The sequence below is a fragment of the Deinococcus wulumuqiensis R12 genome, from assembly GCF_011067105.1.
GTDB lineage: Bacteria > Deinococcota > Deinococci > Deinococcales > Deinococcaceae > Deinococcus > Deinococcus wulumuqiensis.
The window spans coordinates 2,135,001-2,158,260 of sequence record NZ_CP049357.1; the positions used below are offsets into that span (position 1 = coordinate 2,135,001).

The 23,260-nt window shown below is 69.0% G+C and carries 21 protein-coding genes (1 of these 21 running past the window's edge); 11 read left to right on the plus strand and 10 right to left on the minus strand.

Features of this window, described 5'->3' with window-relative positions:
* Both G6R31_RS10375 and G6R31_RS10380 read right to left on the minus strand, forming a co-directional pair.
* Positions 1 to 872, minus strand: the 5' portion of a protein-coding gene (locus tag G6R31_RS10375; RefSeq protein WP_017871641.1) for an ABC transporter permease. The gene continues 40 nt to the left of window position 1, outside the view; the window shows 872 of its 912 coding nt (coding positions 1-872); its start codon is at positions 870 to 872; its stop codon lies beyond the left edge, outside the window.
* The gene (locus G6R31_RS10380; RefSeq protein ID WP_017871642.1) at positions 872 to 2,857 is read right to left on the minus strand and encodes an ABC transporter permease; all 1,986 of its coding nucleotides are present in this window, start codon (positions 2,855 to 2,857) and stop codon (positions 872 to 874) included. The genes G6R31_RS10375 and G6R31_RS10380 overlap by 1 nt, the downstream gene beginning before the upstream one ends.
* An 81-nt stretch (positions 2,858 to 2,938) precedes the next feature.
* Here G6R31_RS10380 and G6R31_RS10385 point away from each other — a divergent pair, with 81 nt between their 5' ends.
* A complete protein-coding gene (locus G6R31_RS10385; RefSeq protein ID WP_017871643.1) occupies positions 2,939 to 3,934 on the plus strand; it encodes an aldo/keto reductase in 996 nt (331 codons plus the stop codon).
* On the opposite strand, the gene G6R31_RS10390 is transcribed toward G6R31_RS10385, so the two are convergent.
* On the minus strand, positions 3,914 to 4,651 hold the full coding sequence (locus tag G6R31_RS10390) for a HepT-like ribonuclease domain-containing protein (protein WP_017871644.1): 738 nt from the start codon (positions 4,649 to 4,651) through the stop codon (positions 3,914 to 3,916). The genes G6R31_RS10385 and G6R31_RS10390 overlap by 21 nt on opposite strands.
* Positions 4,652 to 4,745: 94 nt before the next feature.
* On the opposite strand from G6R31_RS10390, the gene G6R31_RS10395 reads away from it, so the two are divergent.
* The 5 genes from G6R31_RS10395 (at position 4,746) to G6R31_RS10415 (ending at position 9,909) form a co-directional block, all read left to right on the plus strand.
* Positions 4,746 to 5,141 carry a 4'-phosphopantetheinyl transferase superfamily protein gene (locus G6R31_RS10395; protein ID WP_017871645.1) on the plus strand — a complete coding sequence of 132 codons (396 nt, stop codon included), beginning with the start codon at positions 4,746 to 4,748 and terminating at the stop codon, positions 5,139 to 5,141.
* Between the two features lie 49 nt (positions 5,142 to 5,190).
* On the plus strand, positions 5,191 to 5,772 hold the full coding sequence (locus G6R31_RS10400) for a Jag family protein (protein ID WP_017871646.1): 582 nt from the start codon (positions 5,191 to 5,193) through the stop codon (positions 5,770 to 5,772).
* Positions 5,773 to 5,778: 6 nt separating this feature from the next.
* Entirely contained in the window at positions 5,779 to 6,612 is an 834-nt protein-coding gene (gene prmC / locus G6R31_RS10405; RefSeq protein ID WP_017871647.1) for a peptide chain release factor N(5)-glutamine methyltransferase, read from the plus strand.
* Positions 6,613 to 6,975: 363 nt separating this feature from the next.
* Complete coding sequence (gene speA / locus G6R31_RS10410) at positions 6,976 to 8,919, plus strand: biosynthetic arginine decarboxylase (RefSeq protein WP_017871648.1); 1,944 nt, start codon at positions 6,976 to 6,978, stop codon at positions 8,917 to 8,919.
* Positions 8,920 to 9,090: 171 nt separating this feature from the next.
* Complete coding sequence (locus G6R31_RS10415) at positions 9,091 to 9,909, plus strand: Cof-type HAD-IIB family hydrolase (RefSeq protein WP_017871649.1); 819 nt, start codon at positions 9,091 to 9,093, stop codon at positions 9,907 to 9,909.
* Between the two features lie 163 nt (positions 9,910 to 10,072).
* On the opposite strand, the gene G6R31_RS10420 is transcribed toward G6R31_RS10415, so the two are convergent.
* The 4 genes from G6R31_RS10420 to G6R31_RS10435 form a co-directional block, all read right to left on the minus strand.
* The gene (locus G6R31_RS10420; protein WP_017871650.1) at positions 10,073 to 10,495 is read right to left on the minus strand and encodes a hypothetical protein; all 423 of its coding nucleotides are present in this window, start codon (positions 10,493 to 10,495) and stop codon (positions 10,073 to 10,075) included.
* Entirely contained in the window at positions 10,495 to 11,742 is a 1,248-nt protein-coding gene (locus tag G6R31_RS10425) for a class I SAM-dependent RNA methyltransferase (RefSeq protein ID WP_017871651.1), read from the minus strand. Before G6R31_RS10425 ends, G6R31_RS10420 begins: the two co-directional genes overlap by 1 nt.
* 94 nt (positions 11,743 to 11,836) lie before the next feature.
* Positions 11,837 to 12,409, minus strand: a complete 573-nt coding sequence (locus G6R31_RS10430; RefSeq protein WP_017871652.1) for a peptidylprolyl isomerase — start codon at positions 12,407 to 12,409, stop codon at positions 11,837 to 11,839.
* Positions 12,410 to 12,435: 26 nt separating this feature from the next.
* Entirely contained in the window at positions 12,436 to 13,674 is a 1,239-nt protein-coding gene (locus tag G6R31_RS10435) for an aminopeptidase (protein ID WP_017871653.1), read from the minus strand.
* 89 nt (positions 13,675 to 13,763) lie between these two features.
* Between G6R31_RS10435 and G6R31_RS17100 the strand changes: the two genes are divergently transcribed.
* Genes G6R31_RS17100 through G6R31_RS10450 form a run of 4 tightly spaced genes read left to right on the plus strand, consistent with a single transcriptional unit; the run spans position 13,764 to position 15,470 of the window.
* The gene (locus G6R31_RS17100; RefSeq protein WP_318825952.1) at positions 13,764 to 13,994 is read left to right on the plus strand and encodes a hypothetical protein; all 231 of its coding nucleotides are present in this window, start codon (positions 13,764 to 13,766) and stop codon (positions 13,992 to 13,994) included.
* Positions 13,904 to 14,323 carry a TlpA family protein disulfide reductase gene (locus G6R31_RS10440; RefSeq protein ID WP_318825953.1) on the plus strand — a complete coding sequence of 140 codons (420 nt, stop codon included), beginning with the start codon at positions 13,904 to 13,906 and terminating at the stop codon, positions 14,321 to 14,323. Before G6R31_RS17100 ends, G6R31_RS10440 begins: the two co-directional genes overlap by 91 nt.
* 35 nt (positions 14,324 to 14,358) lie before the next feature.
* The gene (locus G6R31_RS10445; protein ID WP_017871383.1) at positions 14,359 to 14,868 is read left to right on the plus strand and encodes a GNAT family N-acetyltransferase; all 510 of its coding nucleotides are present in this window, start codon (positions 14,359 to 14,361) and stop codon (positions 14,866 to 14,868) included.
* Positions 14,865 to 15,470, plus strand: a complete 606-nt coding sequence (locus G6R31_RS10450) for a SanA/YdcF family protein (RefSeq protein ID WP_017871384.1) — start codon at positions 14,865 to 14,867, stop codon at positions 15,468 to 15,470. Before G6R31_RS10445 ends, G6R31_RS10450 begins: the two co-directional genes overlap by 4 nt.
* Positions 15,471 to 15,483: 13 nt before the next feature.
* On the opposite strand, the gene xseA is transcribed toward G6R31_RS10450, so the two are convergent.
* The 3 genes from xseA to G6R31_RS10465 are packed head-to-tail and all read right to left on the minus strand — an operon-like array spanning position 15,484 to position 17,986.
* Complete coding sequence (gene xseA, locus G6R31_RS10455; protein WP_017871385.1) at positions 15,484 to 16,737, minus strand: exodeoxyribonuclease VII large subunit; 1,254 nt, start codon at positions 16,735 to 16,737, stop codon at positions 15,484 to 15,486.
* Positions 16,734 to 17,114: a fluoride efflux transporter FluC gene (locus tag G6R31_RS10460; protein WP_017871386.1), complete on the minus strand. Its 381-nt coding sequence runs from the start codon at positions 17,112 to 17,114 to the stop codon at positions 16,734 to 16,736. The genes xseA and G6R31_RS10460 overlap by 4 nt, the downstream gene beginning before the upstream one ends.
* Positions 17,115 to 17,152: 38 nt before the next feature.
* Positions 17,153 to 17,986, minus strand: coding sequence for an enoyl-CoA hydratase/isomerase family protein (locus tag G6R31_RS10465; RefSeq protein WP_017871387.1), 834 nt, complete (start codon positions 17,984 to 17,986; stop codon positions 17,153 to 17,155).
* A gap of 440 nt (positions 17,987 to 18,426) precedes the next feature.
* On the opposite strand from G6R31_RS10465, the gene G6R31_RS10470 reads away from it, so the two are divergent.
* A complete protein-coding gene (locus G6R31_RS10470; protein WP_017871388.1) occupies positions 18,427 to 23,244 on the plus strand; it encodes a glutamate synthase-related protein in 4,818 nt (1,605 codons plus the stop codon).
* The last annotated feature ends 16 nt before the right edge of the window (positions 23,245 to 23,260 follow it).

Here is a 23,260-nt window from a genome sequence, read left to right on the forward strand (position 1 = left end):
CTGCGGCCCGTGAAAATCAGCGCCAGGATGGTAATCAGGTAAGGCAAAGCGCCGATCAGGGGATCAGGCAGCAGGTCTTTGCCGCCCAGCGCGATGCTGATCGCCTGAAGCAGCCCGAACAGCAGGGTGGCGCCGAGCACGCCCAGCGGCTTCCACTGTCCGAAAATCAGCGCGGCGAGGGCGATGAAGCCCAGGCCCGCGCTCATGTTGCGGGTGAAGGCGCTGAGGTTGCCGATGCTGAGAAACACGCCCGCCGACCCCGCCAGGATGCCCGAGAGAATGACCGCCGAGTACCGCATGCGCTGGACGTTGACCCCCATGCTGGCCGCCGCGCCGGGCTGCTCCCCGGTGGCCCGCAGCCGCAGACCGTAGGGGGTGCGGTAGAGCACGTACCACGTCAGCGCCACCACCAGAAACGCGAAGTAGACGGGCGGGGAGAACTTGAAGTCCCCGATGCCCCACAGCGGGAGCGCGTGCTGCACCTTGGGCGACTCGGTGCTCGTGGCGTAAAAGGCCTGAAGGATGACGGGCGGCATCCCCGCTGCGAGCAGGTTGATGGCGGTGCCGGAAATCACCTGGTTGGCGCGGTACTTGATGCTCAGGACCGCGTGAATCCAGGCCACCAGCCCCCCGACGGCGGCCCCGGCCAGCCAGCCCAGCCAGGGCGCGAAGCTGCCGAGTTGCTCCTCGGTGGCGAGGGTCACGACCGCGCCCGACAGCGCCCCGAAGATGATCAGGCCGTCGAGAGCGATATTGACCACACCGCTGCGTTCGGAAAACAGGCCGCCCAGCGCCGTGAGCAGCAGCGGCACCACGCTGCGAATGAAAATCAGCAGGAAGGTGGTGCTCAGAATCTGGTTGAGGATGTCCATCAGTTGCTCCCCTTCTGCCCGGCGGACGTCTGGTCAGTGTGCAGGCCGTTGAGACCCTGATTCCCGCCGGTCTGGGTCAGGTCCGCCTGAGGAACCTGGGGCAGGCTGCTGGTCGCGTTGGGCGCGGCGCCCCCCGGCCCGGTGAGCTGCGGGGGCGGCGGATCGGTCAACCGGCGCGAGAGGAAGCCCCCGGCGGCGATGAACAGCACGATGAGCGCCTTGAGCACCGTCACGATGTCCTTGTTGATCGCGTCGAGGCGCAGGTCGGCGTCGATGCCCCCGGTGTCGATAGTGCCAAACAGGAGGCTGGAGGCGACCACGCCTGCCGGGGTGCTCTGGCCCATCAAGGCCACGGCGATGCCGTCGAAGCCGACGTTGACCGGAATATTCTGCTTGAGGCGGTAGTCGTCGAGCGCTCCGCCCTGGACGTAGTGGGTGGCCGCCAGACCCGCGAACATCCCGGCGATGGTCATGGCGAGAATGGTTCCGCGTGCCACGCTGATCCCGCCGTACTCGGCGGCGCGGGGCGACAGGCCCACCGCCCGCAGCGCGTAGCCGGTGGCGGTGCGCCACATCAGGGTGCCGAACAGCGCCACGCACACCAGCGCCAGCAGGAAAGAAGCGTTGAGCTGGCTGCCCGCGATGTTGATCGGCACACCGATTCGCCAGGTCAGGAACCCCACGAGCGCCGCCGCCGCCAGCGCGAGCAGCCCACCCCGAGGCGTGCGGCGCAGCAGCAACCGGGCCACCAGATAAGCGCCCAGCGCGAACAGCCACCCCAGGCTCATGACCGTCGCGCCGTCCTTGCCCACGTTCAGCAGGTCGAGCATGGTGGGGAGCCGCGCCGCCTCATGCAGCTCGGCGCTCTGGGCCTCGTAGCCCTCAGCCTTGAACGGCAGGTTGTACGTCTTGCCGAGGAACGGAAACTCGTTGGAGCCGATAAGAAACACGAAAATCCCGGCGGCGATGTAGTTGAGCATGATGGTGTTGATGACTTCGCTGGACCCGAAGCGGGCCTTGAGCAGTCCCGGAATCGCGCCCCACAGCGCCCCGCCCGCACCCGCCGCGATCACGGACAGCGGCAGCAGCAGCCAGCCCAGGCTCGCCGGGGCGTACACCCCCACCAGCATGGCGGCGATGGCCCCCATGGTGAGCTGACCGGGAGCGCCGATGTTGAACAGACCCGTGCGGAAGGCAAAGGCCACCGACAGGCCGGTGAAAATCAGCGGGGTGGCGAGCTTGAGGCTGTCCAGGAAGGGGTTGAGGCTGGTGACCGGCGCAAACAGCGTGGAGTACACGAAATACACCAGGTCGGTACGCGAGAGCCACGCCCCCCAGGTCCCCAGCGCCGCGCCGGTCTGGTTGATCGGCGGCTGCACCAGCAACACGACCACCGCGCCCACCGCGATGGCGAGGGCAATGGCGGCGGCGGGCACGAGCAGCCCGCGCAGCCGGTTGAACCGGTCCCACCAGACCTGCCGGGCACTCAGACCGGCACCGGCGGCGACCAGCCCGCCCAGCAGCGAAAGAAAGAGACCGAGGTTCATGCCGCCGCCCTCGTAGAAGCTGCGCAGGCGAATCCTGACCGGGCGGCGCAGCGTGGTGTCGGCGGCGACGCGGGCCACCTCGTCGCCCAGGGCGCGGCCCAGCAGCAGCACGGCGGCGAGCGAAGCCAGCGTGGCGAGCAGGCCGGTGATCCAGAACCAGCGCTCGCGCCGGAGCGCCCCGAAGAAGGTGGCGAGCAGCAGGACGAAGGACGTGAGGCCCAGCAGCCGCGTCGGTCCGGCGTCGGGCAGGCGAAGGTCGGTGCTGCTGCCCAGGTTCAGCAGGCCACCGAACAGGTGCAGCAGCACCGGGGCAGCGTCGAAGGTGCGGCCCAGCGCGGCCAGCGGGGTCAGCAGCAGCGCCGCGAGCGCCACGCCGCTGGCGACCTGCGCGACCCTGGCGGCGGTCCGCGACGGGCGGGAATCAGAGAGGTCGGTCACACCGAATATTGTATGGGCAGGTTCGCCCGCAGACGCGCAGCACCCGGGCACGCCCGAAGAGTGCTCCGGCACAATGGCCGCATGACCCTCTCCCCTTCCGACGCTTTTCGCCGGGGTGCGCCCCGTCTGGGGCTGGGCCTCGCCGCACTGGGCCGCCCCGGATACCTCAACCTGGGGCACGGCGCCGACCTGGGCAAGGAGACGGGCACCGAAAAAAGCGTGGACGCCCTGCGTGAGCACACCTGGGCGATGCTGGACGAGGCGTGGGCGGCGGGCGTGCGGGTCTTCGACGCTGCCCGCAGCTATGGCCGCGCCGAAGAATTTCTGGGCGGCTGGCTGGGCGCACGGGGACACACGCCGGGCACGCTGACGGTGGGCAGCAAATGGGGCTACACCTACGTGGCCGACTGGCGCAGCGACGCCCCGGTCCATGAAGTCAAGGACCACTCGCTCGCCACGCTGGAGCGGCAGTGGCCCGAAACGCTCCAGGCCCTCGGGCGCGCTCCCGCCCTCTACCTGATTCACTCCGCCACCCTGGACACCGGCGTGCTGGACGACGAACGGGTGCTGGCCCGGCTGACCGAACTGGCCGCGCGGGGCGTGCGCGTGGGCCTGAGCACGAGTGGCCCCCGGCAGGCCGAGACGCTGCGCCGGGCGCTGGAGACGCGCACAGGCGGCGTGTGCCCCTTTCAGGCGGTGCAGGCGACCTGGAACCTGCTGGACCCCTCGGCGGGAGCAGCGCTGGCTGAGGCGCACGCGGCGGGCTGGACGGTGGTGGTCAAGGAAGGGGTCGCCAACGGGCGCCTGAGTGCGCGGGGCCTGACTGGGGGGCGCGACGTGCCCGCGCCACTGGCCGCCGAAGCCGGGCGACTGGGCGTGACCCCCGACGCCGTGGCCCTCGCCGCCGCGCTGCGCCAGCCGTGGGCCGACGTGGTGCTCAGCGGGGCGAGCACGCCGGAGCAACTGCGCGAGAACCTGCGGGCACTTGAGCTGGACGTGGACCTTTCTGCCCTCGGGACGCTCGCGCAGCCGCCGGAAACCTACTGGCAGGAACGCTCAGCCCTCGCCTGGACCTGAACGCGGGCCAGGGCCAGGAATCAGGTCCAGTTCGGGGCTGTCGGCCAGCGCTTGCAGCAGCGGGCGCAGCGCCGGCAATTCCTCGCGAACGGTGCGCCAGACCAGCGCAGGCTCGATGCTGAAATAGTCGTGCGCGATGAGGTTGCGGACATCGCGCAGGTAGGCCCAGGGCACTTCGGGATGACGGTCCTGCACGCTCTGGGGGATGTACTTGGTCGTTTCGCCCAGCCGCAGAAGCCCGAGCAGTGCGGCGTCCTGCACCTCCCCCCGCATCTGGAAGGTGGTCAGGGTCAGCGGCGCGGTCAGCTCGCTCAGGCGGTCGAGCGTGGCGAGCAGGTCGAACAGCCGCCAGCGCCAGCGTTTGGGCCGGTGCGTGGGGGCAGGAGCGGCAGGCACGTCCATCACGTCCACCGCGTCGGCCAGGATTTCACCGCGCAGGGGAGGGCGCAGGCTCGCCTCGGTCACGGCGTCCACCCGGCGCGAAAGCAGGTCTTCGAGCACCGCCCTTACCCGCATCAGGTGCAGCAGGCCGACCCCGGCCTCCGGCGCGAAGTCGAGCAGCAGGTCCACGTCCGACGCGGCGTCGGCTTCGCCCCGCGCCACGCTGCCGAAGACCCGAATCCGCGTGACCCCCAGTGGGCGCCAGTCCCCGGCCCCGCCACGCAGCAGCGCCGCCACCGTCTGAAGGCGCAGGTCGGGAAAGAGGGGGGCGGTCATGACCCGAGTGTATCGGCCCTCCGTACCCCTGGGGAACGGCTGCGGCCCAGAGCGCAGGCCCAGACGTACTGCCCTAGCCTCTAGACTGCCCGGCGTGATCGTCGCTGTCGGCCATGACCTGATCGAGATTGCCCGGATTCGCCGGATGCTGGAGCGTGAGGGCAAGCGGGCCGAGCGGCTGTTTACCGAGAGCGAACTGGCTTACGCCGCCCGCCACAGCGACCCCGCGCCGAGCCTGGCGGCCCGCTTCGCCGCCAAGGAAGCCTTTCAGAAGGTCTGGCCCCGTCCGCACGGCTGGCGCGACGTGTGGGTGGAGCGGGAGCGCACACCCGACGGGCCTTTTCCCTATGCGGCGCCCGTGCTGGGGTTCGCGCCGCCGATTGCCGGGGAGATGCAGGAACGCGGCTGGGTGGTGCACCTGACGCTGACCCACACCCGCGAGCACGCCTCGGCGGTGGTGGTGCTGGAGCAGCGCGGGCCGCAGGACTGAGGGCCTGCACGCCCGGTTCGGGCGGGAACAGGGCGCTACACTGCTTCTCATGGACAACCGCACCAACCTGGACGACTACCTCGCGGGGCTGGGGATCAGCGACGCCGACGAGAGCGCCCTGCCGCCGCCTGCACCCGACGCGGCCCCGGTGTCGGCACCGCTGCCCAGCACGGAAGAAGACCCCCGCGTGGTCCTCGAACGCTTTCTGCACGAGCTGATCGCCCGCATCGACCCCAGCCTGAAGGTTCAGGTGCGCGACACCGAAGACGCGCTGGAAGCCGAAATCAGCGGTGAGAACGCCGGGCGCCTCGCCGGACGTGACGGGCGCACGCTGGGGGCCATCGAGGTCATCGCCTACGCGGTGCTCGCCAAGCACGCCGGGCGCGGCGACCTGCGGGTGCGGGTGGACGTGGGCGGCTTTCGCAAGCGGCAGGCCGACACCCTCACCAAGCTGGCCGAGCGCCTCGCCATTCAGGTCGCCAAGAGCGGCGAGGCGCACGAGTTGCAGCCCATGCCCCCGGCCGAGCGGCGCGTGATTCACATCGCCCTGAAGGAAAACCCCGACGTGATGAGCGAGTCCGTGGGCGAGGGCGCGGCGCGGCGGCTGATTATCCGGCCCCGGCACGGGTAGGCGGCGGTGCAGCTCCGCGACCTGCTGACCCGGGCCGCCGAGCGGCTGACCGCAGCGGGCGTTTCTTCCCCGGAGCCGGACGCCCGGCTGCTGCTCGAACACACCCTGAACCTGAGCCGCACCGCCCTTTTGCTGCGCGGCGGTGAGGAAGTCGCGCCGGAGGCCGAAGCCCGCGTCTGGGCGCGGATAGAGCGCCGGGCCGCCCGCGTCCCCCTGCAACACCTGCTGGGCGAAGTGGAGTGGGGCGGCGTGCGCCTGAAATCCGACGCCCGCGCTCTGGTGCCTCGACCTGAAACCGAGTGGCTGCTGCACCTCGCGTCGCAGCAGCTTCAGTCTTTGTCCCAGCCCCGCGTGCTGGACGTGGGCACCGGGACGGGGGCGCTCGCGCTGGGCCTGAAAGCCGCCTTTGCGCACGCCGAGGTGACCGCCAGCGACCTCAGCGCCGACGCGCTCTCGCTTGCCCGTGAAAATGCCGCGCTGAACGGGCTGGACGTGACTTTCGTGCAAACCGACCTGCTCGCCGGGCTGGACGGGCCGTTCGACCTGATCGTGTCCAACCCGCCCTATCTGCCGTCCGCCGACCGTGAAACGGCCGACCCGGAAGTGAGGCACGACCCGGACCTGGCCCTCTACGCCGGGCCGGACGGCCTGGACCTCGCCCGACCCCTGGCGGCGGAAGCGGCGGCGCGGCTGACTCCGGGCGGCACGCTCTGGCTCGAACTCGACCCGCGCAACGCGCCTGCGCTGGCCGCCGAGCTGCGCGGCGCGGGCTGGGCAACGGAGGTTCACGCCGACCTAACCGGGCGCGAGCGCTTCGTGCGGGCGTGGCGGGCCGAGTAATACGGATTCCGCTTAATTCCTGCACAGCCGGGAAAGCGCCGCCTGTGCATCCATATCGCGGAATCCGTATTTTTTTCCTACTCGCATCCGCTCTGCTGCGCAGCTTTGCAAGTCGGATTGAATCTGAAACTACCAGATTCAATCGGAATCCGTATAAGGAGCTGACCCGCTGGGAACAGGGCCACACCCGCCGCGCCGGATTCACGGTGACCCCCCATCCGGCCAAGACGTTAAAGTTCTGACACGCGGCCCCCGCGCCATGTCCTATCATGCCCCCCGGTTTCGCACGGCGTTTTGTTGAGTGGGCTGTCCGCACTCCGAACCCCGCGCACGGCGAGCCTACCTACCCACAGGAGGAGCGCTATGACGACTGCCAATCCGCTCAATATCAGCTTTACCCCCGCCGACGCCGCCGAACTGTACCAGGTGCCCAACTGGTCGGGCGGCTGGTTCCGCGTGTCCGACAAGGGCCTGATGGAAGCCACGCCCGCCCCCGGTCTGCACGCCTCACTCCGCGCCATCGTGGACGAAATCGTGGACCGGGGCGAGAGCCTGCCGGTCATCCTGCGCTTTCCGCAGGTGCTCGCCGGACGGGTCAAGCACCTCAACGAAGCGTTTCAGGCCGCCATCAACGAGTACAACTACTCCGGGCATTACCAGGGCGTGTTTCCCATCAAGGTCAACCAGCGCCGCGCCGTGGTCGAAACGGTGGCCGCCGCCGGATACGACTACGCACACGGCCTGGAAGCCGGGTCAAAGGCCGAACTCGCGCTGTGCCTCGCGCAGAAGATGCACCCCGACGCGCTGCTGTGCTGCAACGGCTTCAAGGACGACGGCTTTATCAAGCTCGCCCTCTGGGGCCGCACGCTGGGCAAGAACGTGGTCATCACCATCGAGAAGTTCACCGAACTCGACCGGATTCTCAAGCAGGCCAAGACGCTGGGCGTCAAGCCTGCGGTGGGGGTGCGCTTCAAGCTGCACGCCCGCGGCTCGGGCCAGTGGGAAGAATCGGGCGGCGACCAGGCCAAGTTCGGCCTCAACGCCTACGAACTGCTGCGCGTGGTCGAGCGGCTGAAAGAAGAGAACATGCTCGACAGTCTGGTGATGCTTCACACCCACATCGGGTCGCAGATCACCGACATTCGCCGCGTCAAGGTCGCCGTGCGCGAGGCGGCGCAGACCTACGCGGGCCTGATCGCAGCGGGCGCGGACCTCAAATACCTCAACGTGGGCGGCGGCCTCGGCGTGGACTACGACGGGTCGAAAACGACCTTCTACGCCTCCATGAACTACACCGTCAAGGAGTACGCCGCCGACATCGTGTACACCGTGCAGGAAGTGTGCAAGGCCCGCGAGGTGCCCGAGCCGGTCATCGTGTCCGAATCGGGCCGGGCCCTGACCGCGCACCACGCCGTGATGATTCTGCCGGTGGTGGACGTGACCGGGCCGACCCGCAACCTCGAAGACCAGGAACTGACGGTGCCCGGCGAGGACAGCCACCAGATCGTGCGCGAGATGTACGAGACGCTGGAAAACATCTCCATGCGCAACTACCGCGAGTCGTACAACGACGCCGTGGGCGACAAACAGACGCTGCACAACCTCTTCGACCTCGGGTACGTGACGCTGAGCGACCGGGCGAAGGGCGAGGCGCTGTTCAACGCCATCCTGCGCAAGATCGCGAGGCTGATTCAGGGCGAAAAGTACGTGCCTGACGAACTCGAAGACCTGCAAAAAGTGCTGGCCGACAAGTACATCTGCAACTTCAGCCTGTTTCAGAGCCTCCCCGACAACTGGGCCATCGGCGCACTGTTTCCCATCGTGCCGCTCGACCGCCTGAACGAAAAACCCACCCGGCAGGCCACGCTGGTGGACATCACCTGCGACAGCGACGGCAAGATCGAAAAGTTTATCGACCTGCGCGACGTGAAATCCACCCTGCCGCTGCACGAACCCGGCAGTGACCCCTACTACCTCGGCGCGTTCCTGATGGGTGCGTACCAGGACGTGCTGGGCAGCGCCCACAACCTGTTCGGCAAGGTCAGCGAGGCGCACGTGACGGTGCGGCCCGGCGGCAAGTTCAACATCGACCTGTTCGTGCGTGGGCAAAAGGCGCGGCGCATGATCGAGTCCATGGGCTACGAGGAGCCGATGCTGCGCGACGCCATCGAGGACCAGGCCGACGCCGCCATCGGGCGCGGCACGCTGACCCAGGAGCAGGAGCACGAGCTGCTGGAGGACTACGGCGAGGAACTGCTGGGTTACACTTACCTGGAATACGAGAACGAGGTGGACAGCGAGGGCTGAGCTTGAGCCGGGCTGCGCCGCTGCCGCGCGTCACCACCCCCGCTGCCTGGGCCGAAGCTCGGCAGGCGGGGGTTTCTCCATCTCTGTGTTCTCTCCGGGGCGCAACAGGATGAGATTTCGTTGGAGTGGGTCTGTATGTCATCTGCCGGGGTGAGCGGTAGCGTAATCCCCATGCCCCTGCGCCTCATCGCGTCCGACCTCGACGGCACCCTGCTCCGAAACGACCTCAGCGTCAGCCCCCGTACCCGCTGGGCGCTGGACGCGGCGCGGGCGGCGGGAATCCACGTCGTCCCCGTCACGGCGCGGCAGCCGATCGGTGTGCGGCGGATTGCCGAGGGCGCAGGTTTTGGCGGCTGGGCGCTGTGCAGCAACGGGGCGCTCGGCATTCACCTGGGCACGGGCGAGGTGCTGTTCGAGCGCCACCTCGCGCCGGAGGTGCAGCGTTCACTGGCCGAGGCAATGCGCGAAGCGGTGCCGGGCACGGTGTTCGCCAGCATCCGGAAAGCGGGCGAGGGCTTCTACGCGCAGGGCGACTACGCCGACCTCGCCGCCGAGACGGACCACAAGCGCGACCCGGCGACGATGGGCCGCTACGCGCTGGAAGAAGTGGTAAGCGGCCCCAGCCTGAAATTCGTGCTGCGTCACCCCCACGTTTCCCCGCCCGAGCTGCTCGCCGCCGTGCGCGGGCTGGGACTGGGCGGCTTTCACGCCACCCACAGCGGCGCGGCGTTCGTGGAAGTGGCCGCCGAGGGCCTCACCAAAGCGGCGGGGCTGGCGCTGCTGTGCGGGAAACTGGGCGTGGCGCAGGCCGACACCCTGGCTTTCGGGGACGCCCCCAACGACGCCGAGATGCTGGCCTGGGCCGGGCGCGGCGTGGCGATGGGAGGTGCCCACCCCGAAGCGCGGGCCGCCGCCGATGAAGTGACCCTGAGCAACGAGGAGGACGGGGTGGCGGTGGTCGTCGAGCGGGTGCTGGCGGAGTTGGCTTAGAGCATTTGACAAAAAGACGTAACGTCTTTTTGGCGAGCGGACTGGGACAGCTCGCAGAGAGCGAGTGCAAAACACTGAGCAGGGCGGACTTGCAAAGCTCCGCAGGAGAGAATGGAGTGAGGCGGGGTGCCGTTCCGCGCATCACGTAATTCGGAGAACTGCTCTAAGGCCCCTCTCCCCCCGCCAGCACCTGCCCGTCCTCACCCACCACGCTGAAGGCATAGGCCTGGGCGGTGCGGGTCTGCCAGCGCACCGTCTGGTTTTGGCAGGGCGGGGGCAGGGACACCTCCGCCGCGCCGGGGTATCGCCCTTCCAGGCTGCCCCGGCGGTAGTCCTCCAGCGTGCGGGCGAGCTGGGTGGCGCAGTTGCGGGCAGCGGCGCGGGCGGTCACGGCGGCAGCGTCGGCGGGCGGGGTGAGCGCGGGCGGGGACGCCCGGTCTTTTCTGAGCGCCTGCACCTCGGCTTCCAGCGCCGCCACCCGGCGCGAGAGTTCGGCGTTCTGGGCGCGGGCCTCGCGGTCCTGGCAGGCGGTGAGCAGCAGCGGCAGCAGCAGCCACAGCCCCCGCATCAACCGCAGCCCCCGCATCAGCGCTCCAGCACGCTCACGATTTCGACGTGCGAGGTCTGGGGGTAAAAGTCGTGCGGCGTGACCTCGCCCAGCTTCCAGCCCCGGCGCACGAGGTCGCCCACGTCCCGCGCCCAGGTCGCCGGGTCGCAGGAGACGTACACGAGGCGGTCGGCGGTGCTGTCCTGAATCTCGCCCCGCACCTCGTCGTCCAGTCCGGCGCGGGGCGGGTCCACGACCAGCACGTCGGCGCCGATGTCACCCAGGCGCGAGGCGTCGCCCTGCCGGAAGGACACGTTCTTTTCGCCTGCCCCCTGCGCCGCACCCCGCGCCACGTCCTGCCGTCCCCGGCTCAGCGCCTCGGCGGAGGTGTCCAGCACGGTCACGCGGCGAAACTGGGGCGCGAGGTGCCGGGCAATCGCGCCCGCGCCGCCGTAGAGGTCCACCGCGTGTTCGCCCCGGCCTGCCAGCGCCGCCGCCCGGCGGTAGGCCAGCCCCGCCGCCGCCGGGTTGACCTGCGCGAATCCGGTGGCGCTGATGCTGACCTGCACGTCGCCGAAGCTCTCCTGAATCTCGCTTTCGCCCGCGATCAGACGCACGCCCGCGCTGAAGCGGCGGCCCGCCGGTTGCGCCAGCGACACGCCCACCACGCCCGCGTCGAGCAGGTGGTCACTGGCCCGCAGAAAATCACGCGGCTCCCCGGTGCCGATCAGCGCCGCCACCACTTCTCCGGTCAGGCGGCTGGCGCGAAAGGCGATTTCGCCAGCGGGGTCGAGCCGCTCGGGGTCGAGTTTGGCGACGACAGCGGCGATTTCTTCCATCACGAGGGGGTCACCCTGAAACAGCTGGGCGCTGTGGCCCCGGCGCTCGCGGTAGCCCAGGCCCTGGGGCGTCACGAGGTACTGCGCCGTGTTGCGGTAGTGCCACTGCTCGGGACTCGGCACCGTCTCTCCCACCGGGGCCTGAAGCTTGGCGATGCGCGAGAGGGCTTCTTCCACGAACGCCCGCTTGTACCCGAGCTGCGCCGCGTAGGAGGCGAAGGCAAGGTCGGCGGTGGGCAGCTCGGGGCCGTCCACCCGGTCGGGGCTGCGGCGCAGCACTTCGCGCACCGTGCCCTGGCGCACGCCTTTGCCGCTGCGCACGTCGGCGGTGACGCGCTCGCCGGGCAGGGCGCCGCGCACCAGCACCACGCCGCGTTCGTCGCGGGCAAGTCCCAGCCCCCCGGCAACGAGTTTTTCAATTTCCAGCGTGAGAGGTGCGTCTGACATGAGGGCCAGTGTAGTGGAGGGGACAGGGAAAAGGACCAAGCGACAAAAAGAAAAAGCCCCGGCGCGTGCCGGAGCCTGCTGGCCGGGGAGTAGGTCACTTCTCGACGAGGTACGCCGTTTCGATCACGTCGGGCGTGCCGCCCATGCCCGGCTGAATGCGGGTGAGGCGGTCGAGCACGTCCAGCCCTTCCACGACCTTGCCGAACACGGTGTGGCGTCCGTCGAGGTGCGGGGTGGCGGTGAAGGTGATGAAGAACTGCGAGCCGTTGGTGCCGGGGCCGGCGTTCGCCATGCTCAGCACGCCCTTGCCGCTGTGGCGGTGGGGGTTGCCCGCGAACTCGTCCTCGAAGCGGTAGCCGGGGCCGCCCATGCCGGTGCCGGTGGGGTCGCCGGTCTGGGCCATGAAGCCGTCGATGACGCGGTGGAACTTGATGCCGTCGTAGTAGCGGTGACGCAGCAGGTACGCGAAGCTGTTGACGGTCACGGGCGCTTCGTCGGGGTACAGCTCCACCACGATGCGGCCCTTGCTGGTTTCCAGCACGGCGCGGTAGGCCTTGCCCGGCTCGATGGCGTCGCCCAGTTCGGGGGCCTGGGTGAACTTGGTCTGGCGCTCGGTGCTGAGGTAGGGGGTCTGGGTAAACCCGTCGGCGGCGTAGAGGTCGCTCATAGCAGGCATTGTAGCCGCACCTGCTCTCAGATGACCCACTCGCCGCCGCGCATCAGGGCTTCGCGCTCGCCGGAAGCGGTCACGCCGTCCACGTCGGTGCCGGGCGTGCCGATCATCCAGTCCACGTGAATCAGGCTGTCGTTGCCGCCCGCCGCCTTCAGCCGCTCCGGGTCTTCGCCGCCCTGCACGTTGGTGGCGTAGCAGCGCCCCAGGGCGATGTGACTGGCGGCGTTCTCGTCGAACAGGGTGTTGAAGAACAAGGTTCCCGTCTGCGCGACCGGCGCGGAGGCGGCCACCAGCGCGATTTCCCCGAGGTGCGCGGCGCCTTCGTCGGTGGCGATCAGTTTTCTGAGGGTGTCTTCGCCCTTCTCGGCACTGACCTCGACCGCTTTGCCGTTCTCGAAACGCACCCGGATGCCCTCCACGACCTGCCCGCGCACGCTCAGCGGCTTGCTGGCGACGGCCCAGCCTTCCACCCGGTCGCGGCGCGGCATGGTGAACACCTCGTCGGTGGGGAGGTTGGGCACGCCCACGACGCCGTTTTTGGCTTCCTCTGCGCCGCCCTGCCAGATGTGCCCCTCGGCCAGTCCCACCGTCAGGTCGGTGCCCAGCTCAGATTTCAGGTGAACGGCGGCGTACTGCTTGGCGTTGAGGTATGCCGAGCGCCGGGCGAGGGCCGCCACATGCTCCTGCCACGCGGCCACCGGGTCGGGCAGGTCGGCGCGGGTGACCTTGAAGATGTCGTCCCAGAGCCGGGCGACGGCCTGGGCTTCGGGCAGGTCGGGGTAGACGGTCCGTGCCCAGGCGGGGGTGCTCATGGCGGCCACCGTCCAGTTGACCGCAAAGCCGCTCACCGCTGCCGACACCTCGCGCATGGCCTGGGCCGTCCGCTTGCTGCGCTCGGCAATGCGTTCGGGGTTGACGTGGCGCAGCAGCGCGGGGTCGTCTCCGCGAATGGCGAGCCGGGCGTACCCGTCCTCCACCATGTGCCCCGCTTCTTCGGCGACCCAGGCAGGCAAAAAGCCCACCGCTTCGTCGGAACCGTCCTCAAACAGCGCGAGGCCGAGGTGTTCGTCGTGGTAGTTCACCCGCACGTCGAGCGCCCCCGCTCGGTACGCGGCGCGGGCGACCAGACGCACCAGCGGCGCGGCGTCGAGTGGCGCGTTGACCAGCAGCTTGCCGCCTGCGGGCAGGTTGACGCCGACCTTGACCAGCAGTTCGGCGTAGCGGGCGAGGCGTTCGTCGAAAGAAGGGGAAGAAGTCATCTTCCGGACTCTACTCTGCCCGGCCCTTGGCCGCCCCGGAAACGGGAAGGCAGTTTGCCCCCTCCCCCGCGCCGTAGACTCGCCACAGCATGACCCAGCCCGCCCCGCCCGCCCCGCCTGCCCGCCCCGCCTGGACCCGCGCCGTGCCGCCGCTGCTGGCCGCCGCGCTGGTGGGGGTCTGGGCTGGGCGCTGCTGCGGCCCGCAGACCAGGCGGCGGGCGGGCCGCTGGTGGGCCAGACGGCGCCCGCGTTCCGGCTCGCCGGTCTGGACGGGCAACCGGTGGCGCTGGCCGACTACCGGGGCCGCCCGGTGGTGCTGAACTTCTGGGCGTCGTGGTGTGGCCCCTGCCGTGAGGAAGCGCCCCTGTTCGCCAAGCTCGCCGCCCGCCCGGACGCGCCCGCGCTGGTCGGCATCCTGTTCAACGAAACCCGGCCACAGGACGCCCGCGACTTCGCCCGGCAGTACGGCCTGACGTACCCCAACCTCCAGGACCCCGGCGTGGCAACGGCCATCGCCTATCAGGTCACGGGGATTCCGCGCACCGTCTTTATCGACGCGCAGGGGGTGGTGCGCCACATCGACCAGGGCGGGCTGGACACGGCGCGGTTCAATGCCGGACTCGCCAAAATCGGTGTGCCGGGGCTGTGAGGGTGTGAGGGCGCCGGGGTGGTAGGGGTCTGGGCGTGACGGGCCAGGGGGAGACGGGCCAGGGTCTGAGCTATGCCCAGGGCGACCTGGACGCGGCCTCGGCGCTGCGGCGGGAAGTGGCGCGGGACCTCAAAGAGCGCGGCGAGGACCTGTGGTCCGCAGAGAGCCTGACGCCCGAGCGTCTGGAGCGGCACTCTCCCCGCGAGAGCTGGCGGGTGGCCCGGCAGGGCGGCGAGGTGGTCGGCACCTACGCGCTGCTCATGACCGACCCCTTCTTCTGGCCCGACGACCCGCCCGGCGAGGCGGCGTACCTGCACAAGCTGGGTGTCCATCCCGCGTGGCAGGGCCAGGGCCTTTCGCGCACGCTGCTCGACCATGCGGCGGCGGAGGCCCGCGCCCTGGGCCGGAGCTTTCTGCGGCTCGACACGGCGGCGGCGCGGCCCCGGTTGCGGGCGCTGTACGCGGCGGCGGGCTTCCGGGAAGTGGACGTGGTGCAGGCCGGTCCCTGGCTCGTCGCCCGGTTCGAGCGGCGGCTGGGGCCGTGAAGCGCGGAGCACCGGGCGGGCGCTGGGCCGTGCGGGGAGCGGGCCTCCTCCTCGCCGGGGCGCTGCTGCCGCAGGTGCTGGTGCCGCTGTCGGCGCGGGGGCGGCTGTTTGCCCGCCCGGAAGACCTCCCGGCAAGGCAGGTCGGGCTGGTGCTGGGCACGAGTGACGTGCTGGCGAGCGGGCGCCCGAACCGCTACTACCTCTACCGCATAGACGCCGCCGAAGCTGCGTACCGGGCAGGCAAGGTGCAGGTGCTGCTGCTCAGCGGCGAGGGGCGCAGCGACGGCTACGACGAGCCGGGGGCCATGTACCGCGACCTGACCGCACGCGGCGTACCCGGCGAGCGGCTGCTGCTCGACCGCTCGGGCCTGCGGACCCTCGACAGCGTGGCCCGCGCCGACGAGGTGTTCGGGCTGCGGGAATTCACCGTCATCAGCCAGCCGTTTCACAACCAGCGGGCCATGTTCCTGGCGCGGGCACGCGGCCTCGACGTCGTGGGCCTGAACGCCCGCGACGTGACTGGCCGCAGCGGCTTGAAGGTACAGCGGCGCGAAGTCCTGGCCCGCGTCCGGGCGGTGCTGGACGTGCTCAGGGGCGGCTGAAGGCGCAGCAGGGTCAGGGGTTCGGGCGCGGGGCGTCCACCTGCACGGTCACGGTTCCGTCGCTCCATTCCAGGGTCAGCCGCTCGCCTGCTTCTACGCCCGCTGCCCGCGTCACCGGCTGGCCCGCCGCGCTCCGCACCAGCGCGTAGCCCCGGGCCAGGGTGCGCTGCGGGGTCAGCCCCAGGGCCTGCCGCATCAGGGCGTCCACCTCGGCGTCGGCGGCGTCGAGGCGGCGCACCGCTCCCGTCCGTGCCCGGTCGCGTGCCCAGTCGGCGGCGGCCCTGGCCTCCACCAGCACGCGGGCGGCCTCGGCGCGAATGGTGCGGGCGGCCTCCTGCGCCTGCGCGGCGGCCTCCACCACCGTCCGGACGAGGTAAGCGGCGGCCTTGCTCGGCGTGTCGGTGCGGACGCAGGCCACCTCGTCGGGCAGGGTGTCGTCGCGGGCGTGGCCCAGACCCGTCACGACGGGCGCGGGAAAGGTCGCCAGGGCGCGGGCCAGCGGCAGGTCGTTGAGCCACGCGAGGTCGGTCACCGCGCCTCCGCCGCGAATCACGAACAGGGCGTCGAGCGGCTCCTGGTCGTGCAGTGCCCGCGCCGCCTGCACCGCCCGCAGCAGACTCGCGCCCGCCTCGCGGCCCTGAAACGTGGCTTCGAGGTAATGAAACTCCACCAGCCCGGCGGCTTCCAGCGGGTCGGTTTCGCGCCGGAAGTCGCCCAGGCCCGCCGCTTCCCGTGGGGCGATGACCGCCACCCGCGCAAAGTCGCCGGGCACGGGCAGCAGGCGGTTGAGGCCGTAGACCCCACTGGCGACCAGTTCGGCCCGCATCGCTTCGAGCCGCAGCGCCGCGTCGCCCAGGGTGTACTCGGGGGCGATGTCGAGCACGTTGAAAGAAAAGCCGTATTGCGGGTGAAACTCGGCGGTCCCGAACAGCAGCACCTTCAGCCCCGCGCCCAGCGCCGCGCCGCCCGTCGCCCCCCGGAATTTGGCCTCCAGCGCGAAGCGCTCGCGCGCCCACACCGTCGCCCGGCACTTGGCGACCTCGCCGCTCTCGCCCGCCTGCACGAGGTCGAGGTACAGGTGCCGCCGGTCGGTGAGCGACGCGATTTCGGCCCGCACCCACACGCCGCCGGGCACCCCCCGCGCGATGACCTGCCCCACGTAGTCGAGCAGTTCCGAGAGTTCCAGAAAGTGCTCGGGCGGGCGCGCCGCCTCCGCTCTCTTGCGCCCGGCGCGTTTTTTCTTCGCTGGCGACTTGGAATCGGTCACAGCCGCGCCCCCAGCAGCCGCCCGGCCACCGCCGCCGTCACTCCCAGGCCCACGCTGAGCGCCGCGTAGACGAGGGCCAGCCCGCCCTGGCCGCGCAGCAGCAGGGCGTCGAGTTCGCCAGCAAACGTGGAAAAGGTGGTGAACGCGCCCAGCACCCCGGTCCCGAAGGCGAGCCGCGCCGCGTCGGGCCACACGCCGCGCCCGACCAGACTGAGCGTGAGGCCCAGCAGGAAAGACCCCAGCACGTTGATGAGCAGCACCGCCACCGGAAACCCGCTGCGGGCCACCAGCGGCGCGAGCAGCAGCACCGTCGCCTGACGGCACACCGCTCCGGCGGCCCCGCCGAGCGCCACCCAGAGCCACAGGGAAAACGACATGAAAGGCAGGATAGTGCGCGTGGGGAGAGCTGCAGGCCTCAAATCGGCGCGTCCTCCATGAACTTCGGTTCGCGCTTTTCCCGTTTGGCGGCCAGCCCCTCGTGGATGTCGGGGCCGGTAAAGCCCAGGAATTCCAGCGCGAGTGAGGCGTCGAAGGTCGGTCCCATCGCCCGCAGCCAGTTGTTCAGGGCGTACTTGGTCCAGCGCACGGCGGTGGGGCTGCCGGCGGCCAGCTTGCGGGCCACCGCCCACGAACGGTCGAGCAGCTCCTCGTCGGGCACGCACAGGCTGACCAGCCCGATGCGCTCGGCTTCCTCGCCGCTCACGCTCTCGCCGGTCAGCAGGTGGTATTTGGCCTTGTTCAGCCCGCACAGTAGGGGCCAGATGATGGCCGCGTGGTCGCCCGCCGCCACGCCGAGCTGCACGTGGCCGTCGAGGATTCGGGCTGACTTCGCCGCCACGCTCACGTCGGCGAGCAGCGCCACCGCCAGCCCCGCGCCCACGCAGGGACCGTGAATGGCGCTCACGATGGGTTTGCCGCAGTTGACCACGTTGTACACGAGGTCGCGGGCTTCTTTCCACACCCGGGCCAGCGCGGTGAAGTCGCTCGCCATTTCCTCAATCAGCGCGAAATCGCCGCCCGACGAAAAGCCGCGTCCCTCGCCGCGAATCAGCACGCAGCGCACGCCGCTCGCCGCGTCTATGTCACGCCAGATTTGCGTGAGGGCCGCGTGCCCCTGGCGGTCCACACTGTTGAGCGTCTTTTCGTTGCGGATGACGATTTCCAGAACCCCGCTGTTTTCGCCTTCGGTGTGCAGCGTGACCAGAAGGCCGGGATACGCGCCGGAAGCCGTGAGGTGGTCGGTGTTCATATCAGGCAGCCTAACACTGCCCCAACCCCCATTTATACCTGCCCGTTTACATCTTTATGCACCGTCTGTGCAGACAGCCCCGTCTCCCCAACGCGGGGAACCCCTGTGCCTGGAGAGGTATCTACGGATTCCGCTTAATTCCTGCACAGTCGGGCCTATACAGTTGGGAAGGCGCCGCCTGTGCATCCATATCGCGGAATCCGTATTTTTTCCTACTCGCATCCGCTCTGCTGCGCAGCTTTGCAAGTCGGATTGAATCTGAAACGACCAGATTCAATCGGAATCCGTATATCCGGAAAAATGCCGAGTTTTCGTCGAAAAACAGGGGTCAACTCCGCCGCGTTATAAACAACGGCGCTGCATGAAGTTGCAAGGTGGGTAACCTGAGTCTAACAGCCTGCGAGGACTTCAGGCGAGTTGCCGACGCGAGGGGTGCAGACATGGAGACACACGACCAGCGGGGAACCCCGGCAGCGGGACCGCAACCACACGACATTTCGATTTCGCCTCAGAGCATTGCACGGGCCGCGCAGCGCGGGCTGTATGCAGGGGCCGAACACGACGCCTGCGGGGTGGGCATGGTCGCCCACATCGGCGGGCAAAAGTCGCACCACATCATCACGCAGGGCCTGAGAATCCTGGAAAACCTCGATCACCGCGGAGCCGTCGGCGCCGATCCCCTCATGGGCGACGGCGCGGGCCTGCTGATTCAGATTCCCGACGCCTTTTACCGCGCCGAGATGAAGGCGCAGGGCGTCGAACTGCCGCCCCCCGGCGACTACGGCGTGGGCATGATTTTCCTGCCCAAGGAAATCGCCTCGCGCCGCGCCTGCGAGCAGGAACTGGAGCGGGCGGTGGTGGCGGAAGGTCAGGTGGTGCTCGGCTGGCGAGACGTGCCGGTCAACCACGCCATGCCCATGAGTCCGGCGGTCAAGGAAAAAGAGCCGGTCATCCGGCAGATTTTTGTCGGTGCCGGGCCGGACACGCTGGTGCCCGACGCGCTGGAGCGCAAGCTGTACGTCATCCGGCGGCGGGCGAGCAACGCGATTCTGGGCCTGAACTTCACGCACGGGCAGGAATACTACGTGCCCTCCATGTCGTGCCGCACCATCATCTACAAGGGGTTGCTGCTCGCCGACCAGGTGGGCGAGTACTACCTCGATTTGCAGGATGAGCGGGTCGTGTCGGCGCTGGCGGTCGTTCACCAGCGGTTTTCCACCAACACCTTCCCCGAGTGGCGGCTGGCGCACCCCTACCGCATGGTCGCCCACAACGGCGAAATCAACACCGTCAAGGGCAACTTCAACTGGATGCGGGCACGCGAAGGGATTCTCAGCAGCCCGGTGTTCGGCGACGACCTGAACAAGCTCTACCCGATTTCCTTCGAGGGCGAGTCCGACACGGCGACCTTCGACAACGCGCTGGAACTGCTGACCCTGGCGGGCTACCCGATGGCGCAGGCCGCGATGATGATGATTCCCGAGGCCTGGGAGCAGAACACGCTGCTCGACGACCGCCGCCGGGCCTTTTACGAGTACCACGCCTCCATGATGGAACCCTGGGACGGCCCCGCCGCGATGGTCTTTACCGACGGGCGGCAGGTGGGCGCGATGCTTGACCGCAACGGCCTGCGCCCTGCCCGCTACCTCCAGACCCGCGATGGGCTGGTGGTGCTCGCCTCCGAGTCGGGCGTGCTGCCCATTCCCGAGTCGCAAATCGTCAGGAAGTGGCGCCTGCAACCCGGCAAGATGTTCATGATCGACCTCGAACAGGGCCGCATTGTCGAGGACGACGAGCTGAAAATGCAGTTCGCGCAGGCCAAGCCCTACCGCCAGTGGGTCGAAAACACCCGGCTGCGCCTCGACGACTCCGAGGAAACGGGCACGGTGGACGAGTTCGCCGAGTCGCTGCTCCGGCGCCAGCAGGCCTTCGGGTACACCCAGGAAGACCTCAAGTTCCTGCTGGGGCCGATGGCGAAGACGGGCGAAGAAGGCATCGGGAGCATGGGCAACGACAGCCCGCTGGCCGTGCTCTCGCACCGCTCCAAGCCGCTGTACAACTATTTCCGGCAGCTGTTCGCGCAGGTGACCAACCCGCCCATCGACCCCATCCGGGAATCGGTGGTCATGAGTCTGCGCTCCTTCGTCGGGCCGCGCCCCAACCTGCTCGACATCAACGCGGTCAACCCCGCCATGCGCCTGGAAGTCGAGCAGCCCATTCTGGACTTCGACGACATGGCCCGCGTCCGAAACATCGAGGCGCACACCCGGGGCAAGTTCAAGGCCTTCGACCTCGACATCACCTACCCCGCCGACTGGGGCGCACGCGGCATCGAGGCCAAGCTGGCGACCATCAACGCCTGGGCGGTGGACGCCATCGAGTCCGGCCACAACATCATCATCCTGACCGACAAGCGGGTGGACCGCAGCCGCGTAGCGATTCCCGCGCTGCTGGCGCTGTCCAGCGTGCATCACCACCTCGTCAAAAAGGGGCTGCGGATGAAGGCCGGGCTGGTCGTCGAAACCGGCGACGCCCGCGAAGTCCACCATTTCGCGGCGCTGGCGGGCTACGGGGCCGAGGCGATTCACCCCTACCTCGCGCTGGAAACCGTCACCGACCTGCACGCGCCGATTCCGGGGATGCCCGACCTCTCGGCGATTACGCCGGAAAAGGCCATCTACAACTACATTAAGGCCATCGGCAAGGGCCTGAGCAAAATCATGTCCAAGATGGGCGTCAGCACCTACATGAGCTACTGCGGCGCTCAACTGTTCGAAGCGGTGGGCCTGCAAGAAAGCTTCGTGCAGAAGTACTTCTACGGCACGGCGAGTCAGGTGGGCGGCATCGGCATCTTCGAGGTGGCCGAAGAAGCCCTGCGGACACACCAGGCGGCCTTCAGCGAAGACCCGCTGCTCGAAAAGAACCTGGACGCGGGCGGCGAGTACGCCTGGCGCACGCGCGGCGAGGAGCACATGTGGACGCCCGACGCCGTCGCCAAGCTGCAACACGCGGTGCGCGGCGGGCAGTTCAGCACCTACGAGGAGTACGCCCGAATCATCAACGACCAGAGCAAGCGCCACATGACGCTGCGCGGGCTGTTCGAGTTCAAGACGGCGGGCGCGACCCCGGTGCCCCTCGAGGAAGTCGAAAGCGCCGCCGAAATCGTCAAGCGCTTCGCGACGGGCGCGATGAGCCTCGGCTCCATTTCCAGCGAGGCGCACGCCACCCTCGCCGTCGCCATGAACCGTATCGGCGGCAAGAGCAACACCGGGGAAGGCGGCGAAGACCCCGCCCGCTACGAGCGCGAAATGCGCGGCGAGACGCTGGGCGAGGGCGAAACCCTGGCGAGCATCCTGGGCCAGGAGCGTGTGGAAGTGGACTACCCGCTGCAAAGCGGCGACAGCCTGCGCTCCAAAATCAAGCAGGTGGCTTCGGGCCGCTTCGGGGTCACGGCGGGATACCTCAGCAGCGCCGACCAGATTCAAATCAAGATGGCGCAGGGGGCCAAACCCGGCGAGGGCGGGCAGCTTCCCGGTGGCAAGGTCAGCGAGTACATCGGCTTCCTGCGTCACTCGGTGCCGGGTGTGGGCCTGATTTCGCCGCCGCCCCACCACGACATCTACTCCATCGAAGACCTCAAGCAGCTCATCCACGACCTCAAGAACGTGAACCCCAGGGCCGACATCTCGGTCAAGCTGGTGTCCGAAGTCGGCGTGGGCACGATTGCGGCGGGCGTGGCGAAAGCGAAGGCCGACCACATCGTGGTGGCGGGGCACGACGGCGGCACGGGCGCAAGTCCCTGGAGCAGCATCAAGCACGCGGGCAGCCCCTGGGAACTGGGCCTGGCCGAAACGCAGCAGACGCTGGTGCTCAACCGCCTGCGTGACCGCGTCCGCCTCCAAACCGACGGGCAGCTCAAGACCGGGCGCGACGTGGTCATCGCTGCGCTGCTGGGCGCCGACGAATTCGGCTTTGCGACGGCGCCGCTGGTCGCCGAAGGCTGCATCATGATGCGGAAGTGTCACCTCAACACCTGCCCGGTGGGGGTGGCGACGCAAGACCCGGTGCTGCGGGCCCGCTTTACCGGCAAGCCCGAACACGTCATCAACTACTTCTTCTTCGTGGCCGAAGAGGCGCGGCGGATTATGGCGCAGCTCGGCATCCGCACCTTCGACGAGCTGATTGGCCGCTCGGATTTGCTCGACACCCGCGCCGGAATCGAGCACTGGAAGGCGCAGGGGCTGGATTTTAGCCGCGTGTTCTACCGCCCCGAAGTGCCCGCCGAGGTCGGCACGCGTCACCTGACCACGCAGGACCACGAACTCGACCGGGCACTCGACCTGACGCTCATCGAGAAGTGCCGCCCCGCCATCGAAAGGGGCGAGCGCGTCCATTTCCTTCAGGACGTGCGCAACGTCAACCGCTCGGTGGGCGCGATGCTCTCGGGCGAACTCATCCGCCACCGGCCCCAGGGCCTCCCCGACCAGACGGTGTTCATCCAGATGGAAGGCACGGGCGGGCAATCCTTCGGCGCGTTCCTGGCTCCGGGCCTGACGCTCTACCTGATTGGCGACGCCAACGACTTCGCGGGCAAGGGCCTGAGCGGTGGGCGCGTGGTGGTGCGGCCCAGCATCGAATTCCGGGGCAAGGCCGAAAACAACATCATCATCGGCAACACGGCCCTATACGGCGCGACCAGCGGCGAAGCGTACTTCCGGGGTGTGGCGGGCGAACGCTTCGCGGTGCGTCTGTCGGGCGCGTCGGCGGTCGTCGAAGGCACAGGCGACCACGGCTGCGAGTACATGACGGGCGGTACGGTGGTGGTCCTCGGCCCCACCGGACGCAACTTCGCGGCGGGCATGTCGGGCGGCGTGGCGTATGTCTACGACCCCGAAGGCACCTTCGAGCGACGCTGCAACCTCAGCATGGTCGGCCTGGAGCGCGTGCAGCCCCAAGACGAGCAGATGCAGAGCGCGATTCCCTGGCAACTGCACATGGGCCGCGCCGACGAAGCCCAACTGCGCGAACTCATCGAAAAGCACCACCGCTGGACGGGGTCGCAAACCGCCAGCGACCTGCTCGACGACTGGGAGAGCGCCCTGACGAAATTCGTGAAGGTGATGCCCCACGAGTACGCCCGCGCCCTGAAGGAACGCACCCAGGCCCACGAGGGAACCGTGCAGGCCGCAGACACCACCCGCATGCAGACCGGCCAGCCGGAGAACAAGTACGGCGGCAAGGGAACACTGACGAAGTAAATCCCCTCTCTCCACA

Coding starts and splice junctions, on each gene's coding strand:
- G6R31_RS10435 (WP_017871653.1), bottom strand. CDS start 13,674: ATGACTTCTTCCCCTTCTTTCGACGAACGCCTCGCCCGCTACGCCGAA.
- G6R31_RS10470 (WP_017871388.1), top strand. CDS start 18,427: ATGGAGACACACGACCAGCGGGGAACCCCGGCAGCGGGACCGCAACCA.
- G6R31_RS10385 (WP_017871643.1), top strand. CDS start 2,939: ATGACCCTCTCCCCTTCCGACGCTTTTCGCCGGGGTGCGCCCCGTCTG.
- G6R31_RS10425 (WP_017871651.1), bottom strand. CDS start 11,742: ATGTCAGACGCACCTCTCACGCTGGAAATTGAAAAACTCGTTGCCGGG.
- G6R31_RS10465 (WP_017871387.1), bottom strand. CDS start 17,986: ATGAACACCGACCACCTCACGGCTTCCGGCGCGTATCCCGGCCTTCTG.
- G6R31_RS10460 (WP_017871386.1), bottom strand. CDS start 17,114: ATGTCGTTTTCCCTGTGGCTCTGGGTGGCGCTCGGCGGGGCCGCCGGA.
- G6R31_RS10400 (WP_017871646.1), top strand. CDS start 5,191: ATGGACAACCGCACCAACCTGGACGACTACCTCGCGGGGCTGGGGATC.
- G6R31_RS10390 (WP_017871644.1), bottom strand. CDS start 4,651: ATGACCGCCCCCCTCTTTCCCGACCTGCGCCTTCAGACGGTGGCGGCG.
- G6R31_RS17100 (WP_318825952.1), top strand. CDS start 13,764: ATGACCCAGCCCGCCCCGCCCGCCCCGCCTGCCCGCCCCGCCTGGACC.
- G6R31_RS10415 (WP_017871649.1), top strand. CDS start 9,091: ATGCCCCTGCGCCTCATCGCGTCCGACCTCGACGGCACCCTGCTCCGA.
- speA (WP_017871648.1), top strand. CDS start 6,976: ATGACGACTGCCAATCCGCTCAATATCAGCTTTACCCCCGCCGACGCC.
- G6R31_RS10430 (WP_017871652.1), bottom strand. CDS start 12,409: ATGAGCGACCTCTACGCCGCCGACGGGTTTACCCAGACCCCCTACCTC.
- G6R31_RS10420 (WP_017871650.1), bottom strand. CDS start 10,495: ATGCGGGGGCTGCGGTTGATGCGGGGGCTGTGGCTGCTGCTGCCGCTG.